General features: G+C 72.6%; 22 protein-coding genes. 14 read left to right on the top strand and 8 right to left on the bottom strand.

The genetic code is table 11. From position 1 onward, the window contains the following. The first annotated feature begins 157 nt into the window (after window positions 1-157). From ACZ6ZR_RS03415 to ACZ6ZR_RS03365, 11 genes are all read left to right on the top strand, one after another. Window positions 158-1,231: a PDR/VanB family oxidoreductase gene (locus ACZ6ZR_RS03415; protein ID WP_465638896.1), complete on the top strand. Its 1,074-nt coding sequence runs from the start codon at window positions 158-160 to the stop codon at window positions 1,229-1,231. Beyond that, window positions 1,228-2,085 carry a M24 family metallopeptidase gene (locus ACZ6ZR_RS03410; RefSeq protein ID WP_465638894.1) on the top strand — a complete coding sequence of 286 codons (858 nt, stop codon included), beginning with the start codon at window positions 1,228-1,230 and terminating at the stop codon, window positions 2,083-2,085. The genes ACZ6ZR_RS03415 and ACZ6ZR_RS03410 overlap by 4 nt, the downstream gene beginning before the upstream one ends. Further along, complete coding sequence (locus ACZ6ZR_RS03405) at window positions 2,082-3,797, top strand: SDR family oxidoreductase (protein WP_465638893.1); 1,716 nt, start codon at window positions 2,082-2,084, stop codon at window positions 3,795-3,797. Before ACZ6ZR_RS03410 ends, ACZ6ZR_RS03405 begins: the two co-directional genes overlap by 4 nt. Before the next feature lie 187 nt (window positions 3,798-3,984). Then, the gene (locus ACZ6ZR_RS03400) at window positions 3,985-4,539 is read left to right on the top strand and encodes a hypothetical protein (protein WP_465638891.1); all 555 of its coding nucleotides are present in this window, start codon (window positions 3,985-3,987) and stop codon (window positions 4,537-4,539) included. Between the two features lie 14 nt (window positions 4,540-4,553). Next, a complete protein-coding gene (locus ACZ6ZR_RS03395) occupies window positions 4,554-5,714 on the top strand; it encodes a sensor histidine kinase (protein WP_465638889.1) in 1,161 nt (386 codons plus the stop codon). Between the two features lie 57 nt (window positions 5,715-5,771). Further along, window positions 5,772-5,978: a cold-shock protein gene (locus ACZ6ZR_RS03390; protein ID WP_465638887.1), complete on the top strand. Its 207-nt coding sequence runs from the start codon at window positions 5,772-5,774 to the stop codon at window positions 5,976-5,978. Window positions 5,979-6,010: 32 nt separating this feature from the next. Then, window positions 6,011-6,730: a transporter substrate-binding domain-containing protein gene (locus tag ACZ6ZR_RS03385; RefSeq protein WP_465638885.1), complete on the top strand. Its 720-nt coding sequence runs from the start codon at window positions 6,011-6,013 to the stop codon at window positions 6,728-6,730. Between the two features lie 22 nt (window positions 6,731-6,752). After that, window positions 6,753-7,379 carry a LysE family translocator gene (locus ACZ6ZR_RS03380; RefSeq protein WP_465638883.1) on the top strand — a complete coding sequence of 209 codons (627 nt, stop codon included), beginning with the start codon at window positions 6,753-6,755 and terminating at the stop codon, window positions 7,377-7,379. Beyond that, a complete protein-coding gene (locus tag ACZ6ZR_RS03375; protein ID WP_465638881.1) occupies window positions 7,379-7,915 on the top strand; it encodes a hypothetical protein in 537 nt (178 codons plus the stop codon). The genes ACZ6ZR_RS03380 and ACZ6ZR_RS03375 overlap by 1 nt, the downstream gene beginning before the upstream one ends. Before the next feature lie 42 nt (window positions 7,916-7,957). Then, a complete protein-coding gene (locus ACZ6ZR_RS03370) occupies window positions 7,958-8,461 on the top strand; it encodes a DUF1203 domain-containing protein (protein WP_465638879.1) in 504 nt (167 codons plus the stop codon). A 23-nt stretch (window positions 8,462-8,484) separates the two neighbouring features. Then, window positions 8,485-9,624, top strand: coding sequence for a Fic family protein (locus ACZ6ZR_RS03365; protein ID WP_465638877.1), 1,140 nt, complete (start codon window positions 8,485-8,487; stop codon window positions 9,622-9,624). A 21-nt stretch (window positions 9,625-9,645) separates the two neighbouring features. Here ACZ6ZR_RS03365 and ACZ6ZR_RS03360 read toward each other — a convergent pair whose 3' ends face one another. After that, complete coding sequence (locus tag ACZ6ZR_RS03360; protein ID WP_465638875.1) at window positions 9,646-10,647, bottom strand: alpha/beta hydrolase family protein; 1,002 nt, start codon at window positions 10,645-10,647, stop codon at window positions 9,646-9,648. A gap of 92 nt (window positions 10,648-10,739) precedes the next feature. Between ACZ6ZR_RS03360 and ACZ6ZR_RS03355 the strand changes: the two genes are divergently transcribed. Further along, complete coding sequence (locus ACZ6ZR_RS03355) at window positions 10,740-11,339, top strand: GNAT family N-acetyltransferase (RefSeq protein ID WP_465638873.1); 600 nt, start codon at window positions 10,740-10,742, stop codon at window positions 11,337-11,339. Continuing rightward, a complete protein-coding gene (locus ACZ6ZR_RS03350; RefSeq protein WP_465638872.1) occupies window positions 11,336-12,169 on the top strand; it encodes a PaaX family transcriptional regulator C-terminal domain-containing protein in 834 nt (277 codons plus the stop codon). The genes ACZ6ZR_RS03355 and ACZ6ZR_RS03350 overlap by 4 nt, the downstream gene beginning before the upstream one ends. A gap of 7 nt (window positions 12,170-12,176) precedes the next feature. Here the strand turns inward: ACZ6ZR_RS03350 and ACZ6ZR_RS03345 are convergent, their stop codons facing one another. From ACZ6ZR_RS03345 to ACZ6ZR_RS03320, 6 genes are all read right to left on the bottom strand, one after another. Beyond that, window positions 12,177-12,467, bottom strand: a complete 291-nt coding sequence (locus ACZ6ZR_RS03345) for a hypothetical protein (protein WP_465638870.1) — start codon at window positions 12,465-12,467, stop codon at window positions 12,177-12,179. A 96-nt stretch (window positions 12,468-12,563) separates the two neighbouring features. Further along, window positions 12,564-13,739 (bottom strand): XdhC family protein, encoded by a 1,176-nt coding sequence (locus ACZ6ZR_RS03340; RefSeq protein WP_465638868.1) that lies wholly within the window; start codon window positions 13,737-13,739, stop codon window positions 12,564-12,566. A gap of 91 nt (window positions 13,740-13,830) precedes the next feature. After that, window positions 13,831-15,312, bottom strand: coding sequence for an NCS2 family permease (locus ACZ6ZR_RS03335; protein WP_465638866.1), 1,482 nt, complete (start codon window positions 15,310-15,312; stop codon window positions 13,831-13,833). A gap of 276 nt (window positions 15,313-15,588) precedes the next feature. Further along, window positions 15,589-17,949, bottom strand: a complete 2,361-nt coding sequence (gene pucD, locus ACZ6ZR_RS03330) for a xanthine dehydrogenase subunit D (protein ID WP_465638864.1) — start codon at window positions 17,947-17,949, stop codon at window positions 15,589-15,591. Beyond that, complete coding sequence (locus tag ACZ6ZR_RS03325; RefSeq protein ID WP_396294161.1) at window positions 17,946-18,431, bottom strand: (2Fe-2S)-binding protein; 486 nt, start codon at window positions 18,429-18,431, stop codon at window positions 17,946-17,948. The genes pucD and ACZ6ZR_RS03325 overlap by 4 nt, the downstream gene beginning before the upstream one ends. Beyond that, entirely contained in the window at window positions 18,428-19,315 is an 888-nt protein-coding gene (locus ACZ6ZR_RS03320; RefSeq protein WP_465638862.1) for an FAD binding domain-containing protein, read from the bottom strand. The genes ACZ6ZR_RS03325 and ACZ6ZR_RS03320 overlap by 4 nt, the downstream gene beginning before the upstream one ends. A gap of 356 nt (window positions 19,316-19,671) precedes the next feature. Here ACZ6ZR_RS03320 and ACZ6ZR_RS03315 point away from each other — a divergent pair, with 356 nt between their 5' ends. After that, window positions 19,672-21,264, top strand: coding sequence for a PucR family transcriptional regulator (locus tag ACZ6ZR_RS03315; RefSeq protein ID WP_465638861.1), 1,593 nt, complete (start codon window positions 19,672-19,674; stop codon window positions 21,262-21,264). Between the two features lie 58 nt (window positions 21,265-21,322). Here ACZ6ZR_RS03315 and ACZ6ZR_RS03310 read toward each other — a convergent pair whose 3' ends face one another. Next, window positions 21,323-22,441 carry an alpha/beta hydrolase gene (locus ACZ6ZR_RS03310; protein ID WP_465638859.1) on the bottom strand — a complete coding sequence of 373 codons (1,119 nt, stop codon included), beginning with the start codon at window positions 22,439-22,441 and terminating at the stop codon, window positions 21,323-21,325. Between the last annotated feature and the right edge of the window lie 92 nt (window positions 22,442-22,533).

Here is a 22,533-nt window from a genome sequence, read left to right as displayed (position 1 = left end):
TCAGGCAGAAGCGGCGGAGCGGCGGGTCCGCAGGACGCTGCGTGCGGGCGCCGGCGCACCGTCCGCGAGGCCGGAGCCCGCTCGCGTCCACCTGCTCCGCCGCCCGTCCCATCCGTTCCACGCCCCACTGTTCCTGCACCGAGAGGACCCCGTCCGGATGGACCTGGACCTGCCGCCCGACCTGTACGGCCGTCCCCGGGCGGACCGGTACCTGAGCCGGTTGACGGCCTTCGCCGACTGGCTCGACCCGCGGTACGGCGGGCCCGGGCTGCGCCGGAACCCCAAGCGGCCGGCCGCCCGGCCGACTCCGGCGCTCCAGCTGGTGGTCACCTCGCACCGGCTGATCGCCGACGGCGTGGCCGAGCTGCGGCTGGCCGACCCGGGCGGCTCCCCGCTGCCCGGCTGGCAGCCCGGCGCCCGGCTCGAACTCACCCTCCCCTCCGGGCTGGTGCGGCACTACTCGCTCTGCGGCGACCCGTCCGACCGCCGCTCCTACCGGATCGCGGTGCGCCGCATCGACGCGGGCGGCGGCGGTTCCGTCGAGGTCCACGACGCGCTCCACCCGGGCGTGCGCCTCACCTCCCGCCGCCCGCGCAACGGCTTCGCGTTCTGCGGCGAGCCCACCGTGCTGCTGCTGGCCGGCGGCATCGGCGTCACGCCCGTCCTCCCGATGGCGTACGAGGCCGAACGCCTGGGCCTGGACTGGACGTTGGTCTACGCGGGCCGCGACGAGGCGTCCATGCCCTTCCTCTCCGAACTGCGCGCCCTGGGGGGTGAGCGGGTCGAGGTGCTCACCGGCCCGCCCACCCCCGCCGGAGAGCTGCTCGCCCGCGCCCGCCCCGGCTCCGCCGTCTACTGCTGCGGCCCGACCCCCATGCTGGCCGCGGTCCAACAGGCGCTGGACGCCTCACCGGCCGCCTCGCTGCACTTCGAACGCTTCGGCGCCGCCCCGGTCGTCGACGGCCGGCCCTTCACCGTCCGCCTCGGCGACGGCCCGGAGCTCCAGGTCCCCGCCGACCGTTCCGCACTGGACGTGCTGCGCGAGCAGTACCCCGCCCTGGCCTACTCCTGCCACCAGGGCTTCTGCGGCACCTGCCGACTGCGCGTCACCTCCGGCACACCAGTTCACCGGGACCGCCGCCTCACCCCCGAGGACCGTGCCGCCGACGCCTTCCTGCCCTGCGTCTCCCGCGCCCCCGAGGGGGAGCACCTCACCCTGGAGGACCGATGACCACCAGTGTTCCGAAGGCTGGAGTGTTCGGTTACACCGAGCAGGACCTCACCCGCTTCCGGGAGACCCAGCAGCTCGCCTACCACTGCGCCGAGCAGGTCGCGGCCTGGATCGAGCCGGGCGTGACGGAGCGTCAGGCCACCCTGAAGCTGCGCCAGTGCCTGGTCAAGGCCGGGGTGCAGGACTTCTTCCACGTGCCGTTCGCCTGGTTCGGCGACCGCACCGCGTTCCGGCACTTCCACACCCCGCTCCAGTTCTTCGCCGGCAAGCGCAAGCTGGAGGAGGGCATGCCGTACGTGCTGGACTGCGCGCCGGTGGTGGACGGCTACACCGCCGACATCGGCTACGGCGGCAAGGTCGGCGAGAACCCGATCTGGGACCGGCTGGCCGCCGACCTCAAGGTCTACCGGGAGCTGATCCTCGCCGAGGTGCGGGCCCGCAAGCCGCTGAACGAGATCTACCGGTCCGTCGACGCCCAGATCGCCGCGCACGGCTACGACAACCGGCACCAGGTCTACCCGGGCCGGGTGATCGGCCACCAGGTGACCAGGAACACCGCGCGCGGCCCGGCCGGGGTGAACGTCTTCGGCTTCGGCGTGCGTACACTCCAGACGCTCGGCCGGGAGCTGATCAGCGAGCGGCTGCACGGCCGTTCGCCGCTCTGGGCCGACGGCCGCTCCTCCCGGCACGCGCCGACGCCGGGGATCTGGGCGGTGGAGCCGCACATCGGCTTCCGCGAGGTCGGCATCAAGTTCGAGGAACTGCTGGTGGTCACCGACGACGACGCCTACTGGCTCGACGACGACCTGCCGCACGTCCGCCGCTGGACCACCACCGAGGGGGCCGCCCGATGATCCGCCGCCGTACCGTCCACTCCAACGGCCTGCCTCTGGCCGTCTTCGAGCAGGGCGACCCGACGCACCCGACCGTGATCCTGGTGCACGGCTACCCCGACACCCACGTGGTCTGGGACGACGTCGCCGCGGACCTCGCCGCCGACCACCACGTGGTCCGCTACGACGTGCGCGGCGCCGGCGAGTCCGGCGTCCCGGCCGACCGCGCCGGGTACCGGCTGGAGCTGCTGGGCGCCGACCTGTTCGCCGTCGCGGAGGCCGTCAGCCCGGACCGGCCGGTGCACGTGGTGGCCCACGACTGGGGCTCGGTGCAGTCCTGGGAGGCCGTCACCGAGCCCGGCTCGGAGCGGCGGATCGCCTCCTACACCTCGATGTCCGGCCCCTGCCTGGACCACATGGGCTTCTGGATGCGCAAGCGCTTCCGCCGTCCGACGCCCCGTCACCTGCGCCAGCTGCTGGTGCAGGGCGCGCACTCCTGGTACATCACCGCCTTCCACCTGCCGCTGCTCGCCCCCGCCACCTGGCGGCTCTGGCTGGCCCGGGCCTGGCCCCGGGTGCTGCACGACCTGGAGGGCGTCAACCCGCGCCCCGGGCACCCGCAGCCCACCCTCAAGCAGGACGCGGTGCGCGGCATCGAGCTCTACCGGGCCAACATGCGCCCGGCCGTGCGCGACCCGCGCGAGCGCTACACCGAGGTCCCCGTCCAGCTGCTCACCCTCAGCCGGGACCACTACGTGGAGCCCTTCCTCTCCGAGGGCCTGGAGCACTGGGCGCCCAAGCTCACCCGGCGCACCGTCAACGGCACCCACTGGTCCGCCCTGCTGGAGCACGGCGCGGTGGTGGCCGGGCACGTGCGGGAGTTCACCGCCGCCGTCTCGGCCGGGCAGGACCGGGGCCCGGCCGCGCCCGGCGAGCTGGTGGTGGTCACCGGCGCGGGCAGCGGCATCGGCCGGGCCACCGCGCTGGCCTTCGCCGCCGAGGGCGCCCGGGTGGTGGTCGCCGACCTCGACCTCGAATCCGCCGCCCGCACCGCGGAGTTGTGCACCCTGAGCGGCGGCACCGGCCACGCGTACCGGCTGGACGTCAGCGACGGCCCGGCCGTGGACGCCTTCGCCAAGCAGGTCGCCGCCGAGCACGGCGTGCCGGACGTGCTGGTCAACAACGCCGGCATCGGCCACTCCGGCACCTTCCTGCAGACCACCGAGCAGGAGTGGCAGCGCGTCCTGGACGTCAACCTCTGGGGCGTGATCCACGGCTGCCGCGCCTTCGGCACCCTGATGGCCGAGCGCGGCCACGGCGGACACATCGTCAACCTGGCCTCGGCCGCCGCCTACCTGCCCTCCAAGGCGCTGGCCGCGTACGCCACCAGCAAGGCCGCGGTGAAGATGCTCTCCGACTGCCTGCGGGCCGAGCTGGCCTCCTCCGGCGTCGGCGTCTCGGCGATCTGCCCGGGCCTGGTCAACACCAACATCACCCGTACCTCCACCTTCTCGGCCACCACCGAGGCGGAGCAGACGGCCAAGCAGGAGCGTGCCTCCAAGCTCTACGCCCGGCGCAACTTCCCGCCGGAGAAGGTGGCCACCGAGATCCTCAAGGCCGTCCGCACCGGCAAGGCCGTGGTCCCCGTCACCCCCGAGGCCAAGGGCGCCTACCTGCTCAGCCGCTTCGCCCCCGGCCTGCTCCGGCTGGCCGCCCGGCTCAACGTGACCTGACGCTCGCTCCGCCCGGGACACACCCGGGACCCCGGCCTCATCCGTCCGGGACCGGTCCCACCGCACACTGGGGTGGACGAACGGCCCGGCCCGCTCCGACGCACCGTCGTTCCCGACGCACCGTCAGAACGGGCCGGGCCCACCGCCGTCCAGCCAGCCGCCCCGGCGGCGAAGCGGAGGACCGACCATGACCACCACCGCCCCCACCCCGCTGCCCGCGCTCCGGGTCACCGTGCACCTGGCCGCACCCGAGGACCGCTCCGGCGAGCTGCTCGGCTACGGCCTGCTGGCCGCGCCCCGCACGGTACTGGTGCCCAGCCCGCCGGCCGAGCTGGCCGACCCCTGGCAGCGGCTGTTCGTCCGGATCGCCGAGGTGCCGGACGGCGGCGCCGGGCCCGAGGGCGAGACCCCGCCCGAGGCGATCCGGGCCGGCGGCCTCTTCCTCACCGCGTACCGGGGCGCGGACTTCGACGTCTCGGCCGCCGTGCTCACCCTGGTCAGCGCCTCCCGCTACCGCAACGCGGTGGCCGTGCACACCCGGGCCCGGCTCGGCGAGACCCTGCAGCGTCACCACGGCGACCTCTGGGAGACCTTCGCCGAGCTCGGCTACCCGGTGGCCCGGCCCGAGGTGGACCGGGGCCCGGGGGACTGGTGGTACGAGAAGGGCCACGACGGCCTCGACTCCTTCCTCAACCCGATCTGCTGCGTGAGCTACTGCAAGCCCTGCGCGGCGGTCCGCTGAGCGGGGCGACGGCCGTGTCCGTCCGCTGGCCGCGCTCGCCCTGGGCGCAGGACCTCGCCCTGGCGGTGGTCGCCACCTCCGCCGACGTGCTGTTCTGGGGCGGCCTGTTCTCCCCGGCCGCCACCGGCGGGGACCGGCTGCTGGTGCTGCTGCTGGCCCTGCCGGAGTTCGGTGGCCTGCTGCTGCGCCAGCGCCACCCGGCCGCCGCCTTCCTGCTGCTCTGGGCACTGGCCACCGGCACGGCCGTGCTGACCCTGTATCAGGACACCTTCTACTTCACGCCCTACCTGGGCTTCCTGATCGCCCTCTTCACGGTGGCCGAGCGCCGCCGGCTGCCGGTCGCGGCGGGGGCGCTGCTGCTCAGCTTCGCTCCGATGGCGTTGAAGATCCGCTACGTGGTCACCGACCAGTCGATGCCCGGCTTCGAGCTGGCCGCGCTGGTCTCCACCCTGGTCTTCTACCTCTGGCTGACCAGCGCCGCCTGGGCCGTGGCCCGCTGGACGGGGGCCAACCGGACCGCTGCCGAGCACGACCGCGAGCAGCTGGAGCAGGCCCGCCGGGCCGTGGTGCAGGAGCGCACCCTGGTCGCCCGCGAGCTGCACGACGTGGTGGCCAACGCGGTGGCCGTGATGGTGATGCGGGCCGAGGCCGGGCGGGCCTCCTCGGCCGGCCCCTCCGCCGAGGCCTTCGGGCACATCGAGGAGGTGGGGCGTTCGGCGATCGGGGAGCTGCGCCGGATGCTGCGGCTGCTGCGCTCCACCGGCCTGGTCGGCGAGGAGAGCCTCGACCGGCGCGGCCTGGCCGACCTGGAGCGGCTGCTCGCCGAGGCCCGCCGCACCGGCCTGGAGGTCGAGCTGCTCACCGACGGCACCCCGGTGCCGCTGGCGGAGAGTGTCGACATGACGGTTTACCGCCTGGTGCAGGAGGCCGTCACCAACATCGCCAAGCACGCCGGCCCCGGCACCCGCGCCACCGTCCGCCTCCGCTGGACCGACGCCCTCCGGGTCGAGGTCACCGACGACGGCGCCGGCCGCACCCCCGCCGCCCGCCACGCCCTCTCCACCGGCCACGGCCTGCTCGGCATCGCCGAACGCATCGCCGTCTTCGGCGGCGAACTCACCGCCGCCCCGTACCACTCCGGCTTCCGCATCACCGCCACCCTCCCGCTGGGCTGACCCGCGCGCCCGCGCCGATACTGGGGAGAGCCGAACCCCTCGTTCCTGGAGGACACCATGGCCACCGGACGCATCAAGAGCTACAACATGCACCACGGCTACGGATACATCACCCCCGACGACGGCAGCCCCGAACTCACCGTCTACCACGACTCGATCCTGGCCCCCGAGCCCCACGAACTGACGGCCGGTCAGCACGTCGAGTACGACGCCACCGTCCAGGAGTTCCGCCCGGTCGCCGAGCGCGTCCGCCCGACGGACTGAGACCTCGCCCTCGACTCCCTAGAATCGGCCACATGATCGACACTGCCGCCGTCGCCGCCGACCTCGCACCCACCGGGGTGCTCCGCGCCTCCGTCAACCTGGGCAACCCGGTGCTCGCGCACGGCACGCCCGAGGTCCCCGGCGGGGTCACGGTGGACATCGCCCGGGAGGTCGGCGCCCGGCTGGGGGTGCCGGTGGAGCTGCTCTGCTTCGACGCGGCGCGCGACTCGTACCGGGCGATGGCGGACGGGCGGGCCGACCTCTGCTTCCTGGCTGTCGAGCCGGCCCGGGAGGCGGAGGTCGCCTTCACCGCGCCGTACGTGATCATCGAGGGCGTGTACGCGGTGCCGGAGGGTTCGGAGATCCGCGAGGTCGCCGAGGCCGACCGGGAGGGGGTACGGATCGGGGTGAAGGAGGGCTCGGCGTACGACCTCTACCTCACCCGGACGCTCCGTCAGGCCGTGGTGGTGCGCGGCGCGGAGGGCACGGCGGTCTTCGAGGCGGAGGGCCTGGAGGTGGCCGCAGGGATCCGGCAGCCGCTCACCGCGTACGTGGCCGCCCGCCCCGGGCTGCGGCTGCTGGACGGGCGCTTCATGGAGATCCGCCAGGCCGTCGGGACCACGAAGGGGCGCTCGGCCGGGACCGTCCGGTACCTCACCGAGCTGGTCGAGGAGTTGAAGGCGAGCGGCTTCGTCGCCCGGGCGCTGCGCGACTCCGGACAGTCGGACGGACTGGTGGCCCCCGCGCGGTGACCACCCCCTAGGCTGACCGAACATGGAGATACCCACGGCACTCTGGTCCTTTGCCCTCGTGGTCGGCCTGCTCACCCTGACCCCCGGCCTCGACACCGCCCTCATCCTCCGCACCGCCGCCCTCGGCGCCCGCTCCCGCGCCTGGGGCGTGGTGGCCGGCATCGGCAGCGGCACGATGATCTGGGGCACCCTCAGTTCGCTCGGCATCAGCGCCCTGCTCACCGCCTCCCACCTGGCCTACGAGACGCTGCGCTGGGCGGGCGTGGCCTACCTGGTCTGGATGGGCGTCCAGATGCTCCGCAGCTCCGGCGGCCCGGCCGCACCGGAGTCCGACTCGGACCTCGGCGCCGGCGGCTTCTGGGCCGGCTGGCGGCGCGGCGCCCTGACCAACCTGCTCAACCCCAAGGTCGGGGTCTTCTACGTGGCCGTGCTGCCCCAGTTCATCCCGGCCGGGGCCCCGCACCTGCCGATGGGTGTGCTGCTCACCTCGATCCACGTCGCCGAGGGCCTGCTCTGGTCCGCCGTGCTGATCGCCTTCGCCCGCGCCCTGCGCACCTGGCTGCGCCGCCCCTCCGCCCGCCGCCTGCTCGACCGGATCACCGGCACCGTGATCGTCGCCTTCGGCCTCCGGCTCGCCGCGACCGACTGATGGCCGAGGCACTCCAACTGCTGCGCGCCGCCGGGCTGCTGACGGCCGCTCAGGAGGACGAGGTCTGGCCGCTGCTCACCGCCGACGACTGGGAGCCCGCGCTCGCCCGGCTGGCCGGCCCCGACGGCACCGGGCAGCCGGCGGCCCTCTGGTACGCGCTGGGGGAGGCCGCCCGTGCGGCCTGGCTGCCGCGCGGCGCGGCCTGGTGCGACCTGCGCGGGTACGAGGCCCGGTTCGGCGCCGTCCGGGTCGACCTGACCCTCGGGCCGCGGGACCGGGCCGCCCCCGCCGACGGCGTGCTGCGCCCGATGTGGCACCTGGGCGGCCCGGGCCTCCGTACGGCCCGGCTGTACGTCGAGGGGCTCCCCGAACTCCCGCCCGGCGGCCGCGCCACCGCCCGGCTCGCCCCGCTCACCCCCGAGGCCTGGGCCGGGATCCGGGCCGGACAGGTGATCACCATGCACGAGACCGCCGAGGTGGCCGGCACCGCCGAGGTGCTCACGGTCCGCCCGGCCCCTGCTGACGCGAGGTCGTGAAACCGCCGGTCTCCGCGTCCTCGGGAGGCCAGGCTGGTCGACATGACGACACTTCAGACCACGGCCCTGCTCGTTGACGCCATCGACCCCGCCACCTGCGAGCGGCTGCGCGTACGCGACGACGCGGGCCGCCCGCCGGTCCTCTCCACCGACGAGACCGGCGGCGCCCCGCTCCGCTGCTGCCTCACCCGCGCCCGCCCCGGCGACCGGATCGCCCTCGCCGCCTACCGCCCGCTCGCGCCCTGGGCCACCGCCACCGGCACCGACCCGGGCCCCTACGACGAACGCGGCCCCGTCTTCCTCCACGCCACCCCGTGCGACGGCCCCACCGCCCCGGACTGGCCCACCGCCATGCACACCGGCCCCCGCGTCCTGCGCGCCTACTCCCACCACGGCACCATCCTCGGCGGCCGCCTGGTCCCCGACCCGGCCACCCTCGAAGCCACCGCCGCCGACCTCCTCACCAACCCCGAGATCGCCCTCCTCCACGTCCGCGCCGTCGAGTACGGCTGCTACATGCACGCGGTACGACGCGGGTCGGAATGATAGGGAGTGGGTATCATTGATGCATGCTCTATCAAACTCCCAAGCTCGATGCGGCCGACCGCGAGGTGCTCGCACAGGTTGATGCGAAGCGCGAACAGCTGCGCCACGCCGTTCAGCAGGCTCCGACGAAGTGGACCCAGGAGCTGCGGAAGGCGCTGACCGCGAGTGCGATCGCCGCGTCGAACACGATCGAGGGTTTCCGCGTCACCGAGCAGGACGTCGCGGACCTCCTTGACGGCGAGAAGGAGGTGGATGCCAGCGAGGAGGACAAGGCGGAGACGCTGGCCTACCGCCAGGCCATGACGTACATCCAGTCGCTCCACGACGCTCCGGACTTCCGCTACAACAAGGAGCTGCTCAACGCTCTGCACTGGATGCTCCAGGGGCACCACCACCCGCTGAAGCTGGCCGGCCAGTGGCGGCGTGGGGCGGTGCGGATCACGGCTCCCGGCGATCCGCTCGCCACCGACTACGAGGGTCCCGACCACGACCTGGTTGCCGGATTGATGGGTGAACTGGTCGACTGGCTCAACGGGGGCGACTCCCAGGAGCACGTCCTCATCCGCGCGGCGATGGCTCATCTCAACCTGGTCAAGATCCACCCGTGGACCGACGGGAACGGGCGCCTCTCCCGTTCCCTGCAGACCCTGGTCATCGCGAGGGGAGGCGTCCTTGCCCCCGAGTTCTCGTCCATCGAGGAGTGGCTCGGCCAGCCCGGCAACACCTGGGAGTACTACAAGGTGCTGCGTGTCGTAGGGGGTCCGGTGTGGTCGCCGGAGCGCGACACCCGGCCGTGGATCAAGTTCAACCTGCTTGCCTACCACCAGCAGGCCCAGCGGGTGCAGCATCGTGTCGACAGGTCGAACCGTTGCTGGATCGCTCTGGAGGACGAGGTCGGACCGCTCGGTGTGAGCGAGCGTCAGGTCACGGCCCTGCACGAAGTGGCGATGGCCGGCCGCGTACGGCGCGCCCGGTACGAGCGTGCCGAGGCGATCACCACCCAACAGGCCACGCGCGACTTGCAGTTCCTCACCAGGACCGGACTGCTGGAGGCGGTCGGGCAGACCAAGGCGCGCCACTATGTCGCCGGCCCGCGATTCCCGGAGCGCGTGATGGGCATTGCACGCCAGCCCTACCAGCCGGTCGATCCGTACGAGGCGTAGCTGGACTCTCCTGGTCACTGATCAGCCGGTGTGCTCCAGCTGGTCGAGGAAGTGGCGTTGGTCGGTGAGGAAGCCCGGGGCGAAGAGTTGGCGGGGTGCCAGGACGGCGGTGAGGGTGAGGCGGACGGGGGAGGTCTCGACGGAGTCGGTGACCAGGGAGTGGGCCGCGTCCGGGTAGTGGCGGACCGTCAGGGACCCGGGCGGGAGCAGGCGGCGGTAGGTGGTTTCGGTGTCGGTGGTGTCGACGTTGCGGTCGTGGCCGGCCAGGGCGAGGAGGGTGGGGGTGCCGGACATGGCGCGTAGGTCTTCGGTGGCGTCGGAGCGGTAGTTGCGGCTGATGAAGCGCCAGCGTTCGGGGGTGACATCGGGAGCGTCGGGGGCGCCCTCCCGGAGGCGGCGGAGGGTGGCCTCGCGGCGGTCGAGGGCGGTGCGGACGGTCGTCTCGTCGGCGCCGTCGGCGGCCAGCTCGGCGAGCAGGTTGTAGCGGCCCTGCTGCTGCCAGTCGACGGCGGGGGAGACGGCGATGACGAAGCGCAGGGAGCGGTCCCGGGCGGCGGCCTTGGGGAGGACCCAGCCGGCCTGGCTGGCGCCCCAGAGGCCGATCCGGCGGGGGTCGATCTCGGGGCGGGTGCGGGCCCAGGCGACGGCGGCCAGGGTCTCGTCGGCGCGGTCGTCCATGCTCTGGGCCAGCCAGTCGCCCTCGGAGCCGCCGATGCCGGGCTTGGAGAGGGAGAGCGAGGCGTAGCCGGCCCGGGCGAAGGACTCCCAGAGGGGGCGGTAGAAGCCGTCGTGGGTGGCGTCCACCGGGCCGTCGCCGTGGACCATGACCACCAGGCCGAACGGTCCGGGGCGGTCGGGGCGGTCGGGCGGCAGGGCCAAGACGCCGGAGAGCCGCCGGCCGTCGTGCTCGACGGTGACGTGCTGCTCCCGCAGGTCGTAGCTGTTCTGCCAGAGCACCACCCCGGTCAGGGCGGCGCTGGTCAGCAGCACGGCGGCCAGGGCCCGGACAAGCAGTCGACGCATGGTGCACCTCAAAACTATCGCTCCAGAAACGATCGTTCTCAGAATGAGCGTATTAGGATTGATAGCGCAAGCGACCTCAGGAGGAGGCGGACATGCGGACGGCCGAGGTGCGGCGCGGGGTGCCGGAGGGCGCCGAGGAGCGGGTGGCGGAGCTGTACTGGGAGGCCTTTGGCCGAAAGCTCGGGGCCGCGCTCGACCCGCCCGAGCGGGCCCGGGCCTTTCTGGCGCGGCACGTCCTGCGCGACCGGGGCGTGGTGGCCCTGGTCGGGGGCGAGGTGGCCGGCGTGGCCGGGTACCAGCTGGGCGGGAAGGGGCTGATCGGCGGCACCGCGCGGGACGTTTTGGCGGACTACGGCCTGCTCCGCGGGCTGCACCGGGTCGCGCTGCTGGCGTTGATGGAGCGCAGCCCCGCCCCCGGCGAGCTGGCGATGGACGGCATCGCGGTCGACCCGCGTCACCGCGGTGCCGGGCTCGGCAGCCTGCTGCTGCGTGAGATCGTGGCGGTGGCCGCCGAACAGGGCTGCCACCGGGTACGGCTGGACGTGATCGACGTCAATCCGCGGGCCCGGGCGCTGTACGAGCGGCACGGCTTCACCGCCGTCAAGACCGAACGGACGCCCTGGCTGCGGGAGTTGATGGGCTTCGAGGCGGTCACCACGATGCACCGCCGAGTGGACGGAGGTGACAGGTGAGCAGCTGGCCACCGGTGTCGACCAGGCTGCTGGTGCACGCCCTGGTCCGCGAGGACGGCACGGTGGACGCGGGTGAGCTGTACGCCGTCGCCCCGCTGCTCGGCATGACGGACCAGCAGGTCCGGCTCTGCCTCAAGCGCCTGGCCGCGGAGGGGCGGTTCGCCCAGGAGGGCCGCGGCCGCAAGGCGGTGATCCGGGCCCTGCCGGACGCGCGCGGCGAGCTCACCCCGGACGCGGGCTACGTCCGGTACGCCTACCGGCAGGACCGGGGCCGGGCGCCCTGGGACGGCCACTGGCGACTGATCGCCTTCGCCGTGCCGGAGTCCCGCCGCACGGCGCGCGACCAACTCCGGGAGCTGCTGCGCCACTTGGGTGCGGCGCCGGTGCAGAGCGGCCTCTACGCGACCCCGAACCAGATCACCGGAACGGTGCTCGCCGAGGCGGGGAGGCTCGGGCTGGCCGAGGAGGTCTCCACCTTCACCAGCGCCGACCTGCGCCTCGGCGCCACCACCGACCCGGCCGAACTGGCGGCCCGGCTCTGGCCGTTGCCGGAGATCGCGGCCAGGTACGGGCAACTGGCTGCGCTGGCAGGGGAGTTCCGAGGATCAGAGCCCGCAGACGGTGCCGAACGGCTCACCCGGGCGGTCCGGCTGGCCGCCGCGTTCACGCTGGCCATGGAGCCCGACCCGCTGCTGCCGCCCGAGCTGCTGCCGCGGCCCTGGCCGGGCACGGAGGCCCGGCGGCTGGCGGCGGAGTGCTGGCGCGGACTCGCGGCGGGCGGCGAGGAGCTGCGGCTGTTCGCCCGGTACCGGGACGTGGAGGAGGGCTGAGGGTTCGTCAGCCGGCGTCGGAGATCCGGCCGAGACCGGTGGCGAGGTCCTCGGCGTTCATGCAGGGGGTGACGCTGATCTCGGCGTTGAGTTCCCAGAGGGGCTCCAGCAGGGGCACCAGGGCGGCCTCCTCCGGTATGTCCGCGAAGAGGTAGGCGCAGCGGCGGCCGTCGGTGGGAGAGAAGTACGCGGCCTCCGGCTTGAGGGTGCTCATGAAGCTCTGGAGGGACTTCTGCATGGTGCCGTCGGCGACGCCCCGGTTGGCTGTCTCGGTGTCGAACTTGACCCTGATGAGCATGCGCATGGTCCTGCCGCCCTTCCTGTGGAGGAACCCCCTACTCCAGGCTCCCGCCGACTGCCACCGGGCGCACCCGGACGGGTGAGGAGAGGGAGGTCAGGCGGCGCTGGCGGGGGCGGCGACGCTGGTCGCCGCGGTGGTGTCGTGGTGGATCGGGCCCTCGCCGGCGGAGAGCGGGAGGCAGGAGCCGCCCCGGCGGTGCGCGACGATCTCGGCGGCGACCGAGACGGCCGTCTCCTCGGGGGTGCGGGCACCCAGGTCGAGGCCGATCGGGGAGCGCAGCCGGCCGATCTCGGCGTCGGTCAGGCCCACCTCGCGCAGCCGGGTGTTGCGGTCGCGGTGGGTCTTGCGCGAGCCCATCGCGCCGACGTAGCCGACCGGCAGGCGCAGCGCGCGCTCCAGCAGCGGGATGTCGAACTTGGCGTCGTGGGTGAGCACGCAGAGCACGGTGCGGCCGTCGATCGAGGAGAGCTGGGAGTCCAGGTAGCGGTGCGGCCAGTCGACCACCACCTCGTCGGCCTCCGGGAAGCGGCGGGCGGTGGCGAAGACCGGGCGGGCGTCGCAGACGGTGACCCGGTAGCCGAGGAACTTGCCGATCCGCACCACCGCGGCCGCGAAGTCGATCGCGCCGAAGACCAGCATCCGGGGCGCCGGGACGTACGCCTCGACGAAGAAGGTGACGGTGCCCTGCTCCTGGTCGTCGCAGGGGCGGCCGTCCAGACCGAGCGTCAACTGCCCGGTGCGGCCCGCCTCCAGCATGGCCCGGGCCTCGGCGACCACCGCGCGTTCGAGCGCTCCGGTGGTGGAGGGGGCGGGGGAGAGCGAGCCGTGGTGGGTGTCGGCGGTGACAGCGACGGTGGCGCCGATCAGGCCGGCCGGCCCGGCGACGGCACGGGCCAGGGCGACCGGCGTGCCGGAGGCGATGTAGGTGATGCCGGCGTCGAGCGCGGCGTCGGCGCCCGGGACCACCGGCTGGACGAAGACGTCCAGGATGCCGCCGCAGGTCAGGCCGACGGCGAAGGCGTCCTCGTCGCTGAAGCCGAAGCGCTCCAGCACGGGGGTGCCGGAGGCGATGGCCTCCTGGCAGAGCTCGTACACCGCGCCCTCGACGCAGCCGCCGGAGACCGAGCCGATCGCCTCGCCGGCCGCGTCCACCGCGAGGGCCGCGCCAGGGTCGCGCGGGGCGGAGCCGGAGACGCCGACCACGGTGGCCACGGCGAAGGAGCGCCCGGAGGAGTGCCAGGCCAGCAGCTGCTCGGCGATGTCCTGCATGTTCGGGGGCTCCTTACGGAAGACGAGAGGGGGTGGAACGGGCCGGCCGCCGTGCGAGGGAGGAGTGCTCCCCCGCACAGCGGCTCTGGTACTAGTGAACTCCCAGCCAGTCCTTGATCGGAGTCAGGGCGAAGTACACCAGGAAGACGCCGGTCAGGATCCACATCAGCGGACCGGGCTCGCGCCACTTGCCCCGGCCGGCCTTGATCACGCAGTAGGTGATCACACCGGCCGCGACGCCCGCGGTGATGCTGTAGGTGAAGGGCATCAGCACGCAGGTGAGGAAGGCCGGGATGGCCACCTCGCGGTCGGACCAGTCGATGTGGCGGGCCTGACTCATCATCATGGAGCCGATGACGACCAGGGCGGCCGAGGCGACCTGGACCGGGACCATGCCCGCGATCGGGGTGAAGAACAGCATCAGGGTGAAGACGCCGCCGGTGACCACCGAGGCGAGACCCGTGCGGGCACCCTCGCCGACGCCGGTGGCGGACTCGACGAAGACCGTCTGGCCGGAGGCACCGGACAGACCGCCGATCGCACCGCCCGCGCCGTCCACGAAGAGGGCCTTGGACAGACCGGGCATCCGGCCCTGCTTGTCGGCCAGTCCGGCCTCGGTGCCGACGCCGATGATGGTGGCCATCGCGTCGAAGAAGCCGGCCAGCACCAGGGTGAAGACCGCGACCGAGGCGGAGATCGCGCCCATGCCCTGGCTGCCGAAGGCGCCGAACAGGTCGACGTGGCCGAAGAGGCCGAAGTCGGGGGCGTCCACCGGGCTGCCGGGCCACTTGGGCACCTGGAGACCCCAGACCTTGTCGTCCAGACCGGCGGCCGCGTTCACGACGAAGGCGATCGCGGTGCCGGCCGCGAGGCCGATCAGGATCGCGCCCCGGGTGTTGCGGACCAGCAGCACGAAGATGGTGAGCAGGGTGATCGCGAAGATCAGCACCGGCCAGCCGGCCAGCTCGCCGGTCGGGCCGAGCGAGAGCAGCGGGCCCTTGCCCTGGAAGACGAAGCCGGCCTTGTTGAGGCCGATCAGGGCGATGAAGAGGCCGATCCCGATGGTGATCGCGTGCTTGATCGGCAGGGGGATGCCGTTCATGATCTTCTCGCGCAGGCCGGAGACGACCAGCAGCACGATGGCGACGCCGTAGATCACACAGAGGCCCATGGCCTGTTCCCACGTGGTGTGGGGGACCACGATCGCCGATATCGCGCCGGAGACCGAGAGGCCGGCGGCGGCGGCCAGCGGGACGTTGCCCACCACGCCGAGCAGGATCGTGGTCACGGCCGCGGCGAGCGCGGTGGCCGTGGTGAGCTGCGCGTGGTCCAGGTGGACCCCGTTCTTGTCGGCGCCGCCGAGCAGGATCGGGTTGAGCAGCAGGATGTAGGCCATCGCCATGAAGGTGGTGAGGCCGCCGCGGAGCTCGTTGCCGAAGGTGGAGCCACGCGCGGAGATCTTGAAGTAGGCGTCCAGCGCGTTCTTCGGCGGCCTTGCCTCGGACGGCGTGAGGGAGTCGTCCGAAGCGGGTCTGTCGTCAGTGGTGCCGGGCTCCGTGGAGATCCGGGTCATGTCCACTCCCAAGGTTCATAGGGGGTTGGGGTGGGCGAGTCGACCTGATTGCCGGTTGGAGGAGGCACAGGGGGACATATCGACTCACGAGGTGCACTCAAGCGGTGCGGGTGGGGCGCACTGCTGCTGACCCCGGCGTGGGAGAGGCTGCAGCGTGGGTGGTGCCTGATGGTGCGTCATGTTCTGTACTGGCCTTGCTGGTGGTACTGGTGGTGCTGGTGGTGCGCCCCGGGGCGGCGGGAAGACGTTGTGGGCCGCCCCGGGGAGGTTCTGGTGTCAGAGCGTGCCGGTCAGGTGCTCCGGACGGACCGGGATGCGGTTGAGGGCGATGCCCGTGGCGGCCCGGATCGCGGCGACGATCGACGGCGTGGCGGAGACGGTGGGGGCCTCGCCGACGCCGCGCAGCCCGTACGGGGCGTTCGGGTCCGGGAGTTCGAGCACGTCCACCGGGATCGGCGGGGTGTCGAGGATGGTGGGGATCAGGTAGTCGGTGAAGGAGGCGTTGCGCACCTTCCCGTCCTTGACGATGATCTCCTCCATCACGGCCAGGCCGAGGGCCTGGGTGCAGCCGCCCTGGATCTGGCCGACCACGGAGAGCGGGTTGAGCGCCTTGCCGACGTCCTGAGCGGCCGTCAGCTCGACCACCTTCACCAGGCCGAGCTCCACGTCCACGTCGACCACCGCGCGGTTGGCGCAGAAGGTGTACTGGACGTGGCCGAAGCCCTGCCCGGTCTCCTTGTCGAAGGGGACGGTCGGGCGGTGGTGGTGCTCGCGGGTCAGGTCGATCGCCTCGTCGCCGAGCAGGTCGACCATCGACACCAGCACGCCGGCGGTCTCGGAGACCACCTTGCCGCCGACCAGGTCGATGTCCTTCTGCTGCCAGCCGTAGCGGCGGCGGCCCTTCTCGATCAGCGCCTGCTTGACCGCCTCGGCGGCCAGCTTCACGGCGCCGCCGGTCATGTAGGTCTGACGGGACGCGGAGGTCGAACCGGCCGACCCCACCTCGGTGTTGGCCGGGTGGATGGTGACCTGCTCGACGCCCAGCTCGGTGCGGGCGATCTGGGCGTGCACGGTGACGCCGCCCTGGCCGACCTCGGCCATCGCGGTGTGCACCATGGCGACCGGCTCGCCGCCGATGACCTCCAGGCGGACCCGGGCGGTGGAGTAGTCGTCGAAGCCCTCGGAGAAGCCGACGTTCTTGATGCCGACCGAGTACCCGATGCCGCGCACGATGCCCTCGCCGTGCGAGGTGTTGGAGAGCGCGCCGGGCACCGAGCGGATGTCCAGGTGCTCGAAGTCCATCGGCGGGGGCAGCGGCATGTCCTTGACCCGCTGGAGCAGCTCGGCCACCGGGGCGGGCGAGTCGATCTGCTGGCCGGTGGGCATGAACGAGCCCTCGGACATCGCGTTCAGCTGCCGCAGCTCGACCGGGTCCATGCCCAGCTCGGCCGCCAGCTTGTCCATCTGCGACTCGTAGCCGAAGGCCGCCTGCACCGCGCCGAAGCCGCGCATGGCGCCGCAGGACGGGTTGTTGGAGTAGAGCGCGATGGCGTGCATCCGCACGTTCGGGATCTCGTACGGGCCGTGCCCGAGCGAGGCCGCGTTGCCGACCACGGCCGGGGAGGCGGAGGCGTACGCGCCGCCGTCCAGCACCAGGCGGGCGTCGGCGTACACCAGCTTGCCGTCGCGGGTGGCGCCGTGCTCGTAGTACATCTTGGCCGGGTGGCGGTGCACGTGGCCGAAGAAGGACTCGTCGCGGGCGTAGACGATCTTGACGGGCTTGCCGGTGTGCAGGGCCAGCAGCGAGGCGTGGATCTGCATCGACAGGTCCTCGCGGCCGCCGAAGGCGCCGCCGACGCCGGCCAGGGTGAGGCGGACCTTCTCCTCCGGCAGGGCCAGCACGGGGGCCATCTGCTCGCGGTCCACGTGCAGCCACTGGGTGGCGACGTAGAGGTCGATGCCGCCGTCCTCGGCGGGCACCGCCAGGCCGGACTCCGGGCCGAGGAAGGCCTGGTCCTGCATGCCGACCTCGTAGTGGCCGGAGACCACCACGTCGGCCAGCGCGCGGACCTCGTCCGTGACGCCGAGGCCGGAGACCAGCTTCTGCTCGTGGCAGATGTTGTCGTAGCCGTGCGACTTGAACTCGTGCGGCTCGTGCACGTAGCCGTGGGTCTGCGGGTCGAGGCACTGCTCCTCGGTGACGATCGGGGTGAGCACCTCGTACTCCACCTTGATCTTCTTCACCGCGCGGCGGGCCGTCTCGGGGTGGTCGGCCGCGACCAGCGCGATCGCCTCGCCGTGGTAGCGCACCTTGTCGATGGCCAGCGCGGGCTGGTCCTTGATCTCCAGGCCGTAGAACTTGGAGCCCGGGATGTCCTCGTGGGTGAGCACCGCGTACACGCCGGGCACCTTGAGCGCCTCGGAGATGTCCACGCTCAGCAGGTTGGCCCGGGGGTGCGGGGAGCGCAGCGCCATGCCCCAGAGCATGTCCTCGTGCCACATGTCCGAGGAGTAGGCGAACTCGCCCTTGACCTTGAGGTTGCCGTCCGGACGCAGCGGCGAGCCGCCGATGCCGTCCTTGGAGGCCTGGTTGATGTTCTGCAGGTTCTTCTGACCCTGGATGGTGCGAGTGCTCATTCTCCCGCCGCCTTCGCGCACTTGCGGGCGGAAGCCAGCCGCACCGCGTCCATGATCTTCTCGTAGCCCGTGCACCGGCAGAGGTTGCCGGAGAGCGCCTCGCGGATGTCGTTGTCGCTCGGCTGGGCGTCGTTCTCCAGCAGCGCGTCGGTCTGCACCAGCAGGCCGGGGGTGCAGAAGCCGCACTGCACGGCGCCCGCGTCCACGAACGCCTGCTGGACCAGGCCCAGCTCGCCGTTCTCCTCGCTCAGGCCCTCGACCGTGCGGACCTCGCGGTCCTGCACCTGGCCGGCCGCGACCAGGCAGGAGCAGACCGGCACGCCGTCCAGGTAGACGGTGCAGGAGCCGCACTCGCCCTGCTCGCAGGCGTTCTTCGAACCCGGCAGGCCGACCCGCTCGCGCAGCACGTACAGGAGGCTCTCGCCCTCCCAGACGTCGTCCGCCTCGACGGGCTTTCCGTTGGCGGTGAAAGTGACCCTCATGCCGCGCTCCTGATCTGCTTGCCGTAGTCGTTCCAACACCAGGTGAGGGTGCGGCGGGCCATCACGGCCAGCGAGTGCCGCCGGTACTCGGCGGTGCCGCGCACGTCGTCGATCGGCGAGGCCGCGGCCTTCACCAGCTCGCCGAAGCGCTGGATCACCTCGGTGCCCAGCAGGTCGCCGGACTCCCACAGGCCGCGCTCGGCGAGCACGCCCTCCAGGTAGGCCTCGGCCTCCGCGGCGCGGCGCGGCGTGGGGGCAGCCGAACCGATCCCGGTACCGACCGTGCCGTTCTTCGGGTGCAGCGCGAAGCCGAACGCGCAGACCGCGATGACCATCGCGTTCCGGGTGCCGATCTTCGAGAACTGCTGCGGGCCGTCCGCCACCGGGATGTGGACGGCGCGGATCAGCTCGTCCTGCTCCAGGCTGTTGCGCTTGACCCCGACGTAGAACTCGTCGATCGGGATCATCCGGGTGCCGCGGACGGAGGCGGCCTCGACGAAGACGTCCTTGCCGGCGGCCAGCAGTGCGGGGTGGGCGTCACCGGCCGGCGAGGCGCCGCCGAGGTTGCCGCCGACGCCGCCGCGGTTGCGGATCTGCGGGGACCCGACGGTGTGCGAGGCGAGGGCCAGGCCCGGCAGCGGGCCGGAGAGCTCGTCGATGATCCGGGTGTACGGGACCGAGGCGCCGAGCTTCACGACGGCACCGTCGTTCGACCACTCGGTCAGCTCGGTGATGCGGTTCAGGTCGAGAATCGCGGATGGCCGGTGCACGTCGAAGTTCATCTCGACCATGACGTCCGTACCGCCCGAGATCGGCACTGCGGACGGGTACTCAGCCTTCGCCGCGAGCGCCTCGTCCCAGGTAGCGGGCCGAAGGAACTCCATGCGGGTCTCTCCTCAAGTCGTCACGCCGGACAGTGGGCACATTGCCCGGGGATTTCACTGGTTGTTCGGCGTGTGGCCAGTGAACCGCTGTGACCCGGCCCACTGGCAGTCACCGATGGCATGAAGCCCTCGCCTCGCCGTCGCCCGGCATCCTGTACGTTCCTCTAAGGCGGACAATTGCCCTGTACAGCGATGTGCGAGGCCCCACTTACGACCGTAATCCGCCCGTGATTCGGAAGCTACGACCCCGTGACCACGCGTCGGTTGATACGTAACACCGACCTCCGGATCCATGGGGCACACTGTCCCCCCAGTGCCCAGCGGCACGGACCAAGCACAGACGAAGGAGTCGCCGGATGCGTGTCCGAGACCTGCTCGCCCCCGGGGCCCCGAGGCTGCGACTGCTCGCCGCCGAGGACGAGCTCGACCGGCAGGTCAGCGGCGTGATGACCACCGACCTCCAGGACCCCGGCCGGTACCTGCACGGCGGGGAGCTGGTGCTCACCGGCATGCTCTGGCGCACCGGCCCGGAGGACTCCGAGCGCTTCGTGCGCACCATCGTGGGCGGCGGCGCGGTCGCCCTGGCGGCCGGCGAGGCCGAGGTCGGGCCGGTCCCCGAGGACCTGGTGGCGGCCTGCCGGCGGCACCGGATGCCGCTGCTCGCGGTGCCCGACGACATCGCCTTCGGCACCGTCACCGAGTTCATCGGCCGTCAGGTCTCGGCCGACCGGGCGGCCGACCTGGCCGCCCTGGTGGACCGTCACCGCCTGCTGGTCTCGGCCGCCGGCGGCGGCGGGCTGGACGCCGTGCTCGACCTGCTCGGCGGCGACCTCGACCTGGACTGCTGGGTGCTCGCCCCCACCGGCCGGGTGGTGGCCGGCCCCGCCGACCGGCTCTCCGCCGAGGAGCGCGACCAGCTGGTCCGCGCCAACCTGGCCGCTCAGCGCCAGCGCCGCCGCGCGCCGCACCGGGCCCGGCTGGCCGGCGGCTCGTACTCGCTGCTGCCCGCCCCGGCCAGCTCGGAGGCGGACGTCTCGCTGGCCGACTGGGTGCTGGTGGTCGCGGGCGACGTCACCGAATGGACCGTCAAGCGCCAGCAGCTGGCCGAGAACCTGGCCCGCCTGGTGGCGGTCGAGCGGGTCCGCCGCGACGAGGGCCGACGGCTGCGGCGGCGGCTCGCCGACGAGGTGCTGACGCTCCTTCAGCGGGACGCCGACCCGGGCGAGATCAGCCGCACGCTCTACGCCTCCGCCGCGATGGCCGCCCGGTACGAGGGTGACGCGGTGGGGCCGCTGGTGACCGAGGGGTCCTGGTTGGTGCTGAGCGCGGAAGGGACGGGGCTGCCCGACGGGGCGGTGCGTTCAATCCTGGAGGAAGCTCTCACCGACGCCACCGACGGAGCCCTGGTGGCCGGCGCCGGCGGCGGTGCCGTGGTGGTCCTCCCGGCCCCCGCCACCCCCGTGCCTGCCGACGCGCTGCGCGAACTGCTCGCCCCGCTGGAGGCCGGCCTCGGCTCCGAGGGCCGGATCACCCTCGGTGTCTCCGCCCCCGCCACCGAGGCGGGCGGCCTGCGCGGCGCCCTGGAGGAGGCCCGGCACGCCCGCCGGATCGCCGCCGCCCGGGTCGGCCGGGTCTGCGTGGCCGGCCCCGAGGAGCTCGCCTCCCACGTGCTGCTGCTGGCCGCCGTCCCCGACGAGGTCCGCCGCGCCTTCCGCAGCCGCCTGCTCGACAAGGTGATCGCCTACGACATCGAGCACCAGGCCGACCTGGTCCGCACCCTGGAGGCCTTCCTGCGCTCCGACGGCTCCTGGACCCGCTGCGCCGCCCAGCTCCACGTCCACGTCAACACCCTGCGCTACCGGATCGGCCGGATCGAGGAACTGACGGGCCGTGACCTCTCCCGCCTGGAGGACCGGGTCGACTTCTACCTCGCCCTCGAGCTGGCCTGAGCAACCGGAAAGGGCCCGCTCCCCGGATGGGGAGCGGGCCCTTCGGCGTGACGTTCCGTCAGCCGTTGGCGGGGATCACCGTGGTGAGCCACTTGAAGACGTCGGGGACCATGGGCTTCCAGACGTCGCTGGAGTGGGCGCCGGAGGTCTCGATGGGCTGGACGGTGGTGGGCGCCTTGACGGCGGCCTTCAGGGCCAGGGCGTCCTCGAAGCCGTCGCCCTTGTTGCCGCTGACGTAGAGGGCGACCTTGGGGGGCTGGGCGGCGGTCTTGATGATGTTCAGCGGGTTGGACTTCTCCCGCAGGGCCGGGTCCTTCGCGGTGAGCGAGGCGGGCTCCTTGGCCGGGTCGTTGTACCCGGAGAGGCTTATGCCGGCCCGGTAGCGGTTGGGGTGCTCCAGGGCGAGCTTGGTGGCGCAGTGGGCGCCGGCCGAGTAGCCGGCGACGGCCCAGCGGTCCGAGGAGGGGTCGGCGCGGAAGTTGTCCAGCACCATCTGCGGGACGTCCCGGGCCAGCCAGGTGGCCGCGTTGACCTTGCCGGGCACGTCGGCGCAGCCGGTGTCGGTGGTGTTGCCCAGCAGCAGGGTGCGCGGGGAGACCAGGATGAACGGCGCCACGGTGCCGTTCTCCATCAGCGGCTTGAGCTGCTCGGAGACCCGGAGGGTGCCGTACCAGGTGGAGGACGAGCCGGGCCAGCCCGGGAGCAGCTCGACCACCGGGAACTTCTTGTCCTTGTACTCCGGCTTGTCGTACTGCGGCGGCAGCCAGACCAGCACCTCGCCGTCGACCCCGGAGAGCCGGCCCTTGAGCTCGGTGCGCTGCACGTCACCCGGGACCTTGGGGTCGTCGACCTTCTTGAACTGCTGGATCACCTTGGGCTCGGGCGAGTGGCTCGCCTTGCCGGTCGGGTCCTCGGGCGTGACGTGCGGCACGGCGCGGACGTGGTCCCCGGTGCCGAGCAGGTCGTCCCAGTTGCCGTAGATGAGGTTGGCGTTGTTGACCATGACGAAGACCGTCAGTACGGCCGTCACCTGGCAGAAGAGCAGCATCACCAGCCGGGTGAGCGCCTTGGCCGCTCTAGGCCCGCGGACCTTGCCCCAGAACAGCATCGCGACCGCGATGGAGATCGGCACGAGGATGATCGTGACGATGAGGAAGGGGGTGCCTGTCAGTTGCATCGAGTTCTCTTGTCCGGTCGCCAACCGTCACGGAGAACCTGTTCGCCCCCGGACGCTTCGATGGGATCAGACGTTTTCGAACGGATGGTCAG

It is taken from the genome of Kitasatospora sp. NPDC088742 (assembly GCF_055584905.1).
This window is presented reverse-complemented; position numbering and strand designations above follow the sequence as displayed.

Bases quoted from the DNA above. Each gene is read 5' to 3' on its own strand.
- ACZ6ZR_RS03380 (WP_465638883.1), top strand. From the start codon at position 6,753: ATGGAGATACCCACGGCACTCTGGTCCTTTGCCCTCGTGGTCGGCCTG.
- ACZ6ZR_RS03405 (WP_465638893.1), top strand. From the start codon at position 2,082: ATGATCCGCCGCCGTACCGTCCACTCCAACGGCCTGCCTCTGGCCGTC.
- pucD (WP_465638864.1), bottom strand. From the start codon at position 17,949: ATGAGCACTCGCACCATCCAGGGTCAGAAGAACCTGCAGAACATCAAC.
- ACZ6ZR_RS03410 (WP_465638894.1), top strand. From the start codon at position 1,228: ATGACCACCAGTGTTCCGAAGGCTGGAGTGTTCGGTTACACCGAGCAG.
- ACZ6ZR_RS03400 (WP_465638891.1), top strand. From the start codon at position 3,985: ATGACCACCACCGCCCCCACCCCGCTGCCCGCGCTCCGGGTCACCGTG.
- ACZ6ZR_RS03315 (WP_465638861.1), top strand. From the start codon at position 19,672: ATGCGTGTCCGAGACCTGCTCGCCCCCGGGGCCCCGAGGCTGCGACTG.
- ACZ6ZR_RS03370 (WP_465638879.1), top strand. From the start codon at position 7,958: ATGACGACACTTCAGACCACGGCCCTGCTCGTTGACGCCATCGACCCC.
- ACZ6ZR_RS03355 (WP_465638873.1), top strand. From the start codon at position 10,740: ATGCGGACGGCCGAGGTGCGGCGCGGGGTGCCGGAGGGCGCCGAGGAG.
- ACZ6ZR_RS03375 (WP_465638881.1), top strand. From the start codon at position 7,379: ATGGCCGAGGCACTCCAACTGCTGCGCGCCGCCGGGCTGCTGACGGCC.
- ACZ6ZR_RS03360 (WP_465638875.1), bottom strand. From the start codon at position 10,647: ATGCGTCGACTGCTTGTCCGGGCCCTGGCCGCCGTGCTGCTGACCAGC.
- ACZ6ZR_RS03335 (WP_465638866.1), bottom strand. From the start codon at position 15,312: ATGACCCGGATCTCCACGGAGCCCGGCACCACTGACGACAGACCCGCT.
- ACZ6ZR_RS03415 (WP_465638896.1), top strand. From the start codon at position 158: ATGGACCTGGACCTGCCGCCCGACCTGTACGGCCGTCCCCGGGCGGAC.
- ACZ6ZR_RS03340 (WP_465638868.1), bottom strand. From the start codon at position 13,739: ATGCAGGACATCGCCGAGCAGCTGCTGGCCTGGCACTCCTCCGGGCGC.
- ACZ6ZR_RS03345 (WP_465638870.1), bottom strand. From the start codon at position 12,467: ATGCTCATCAGGGTCAAGTTCGACACCGAGACAGCCAACCGGGGCGTC.
- ACZ6ZR_RS03390 (WP_465638887.1), top strand. From the start codon at position 5,772: ATGGCCACCGGACGCATCAAGAGCTACAACATGCACCACGGCTACGGA.
- ACZ6ZR_RS03365 (WP_465638877.1), top strand. From the start codon at position 8,485: ATGCTCTATCAAACTCCCAAGCTCGATGCGGCCGACCGCGAGGTGCTC.
- ACZ6ZR_RS03325 (WP_396294161.1), bottom strand. From the start codon at position 18,431: ATGAGGGTCACTTTCACCGCCAACGGAAAGCCCGTCGAGGCGGACGAC.
- ACZ6ZR_RS03385 (WP_465638885.1), top strand. From the start codon at position 6,011: ATGATCGACACTGCCGCCGTCGCCGCCGACCTCGCACCCACCGGGGTG.
- ACZ6ZR_RS03320 (WP_465638862.1), bottom strand. From the start codon at position 19,315: ATGGAGTTCCTTCGGCCCGCTACCTGGGACGAGGCGCTCGCGGCGAAG.
- ACZ6ZR_RS03310 (WP_465638859.1), bottom strand. From the start codon at position 22,441: ATGCAACTGACAGGCACCCCCTTCCTCATCGTCACGATCATCCTCGTG.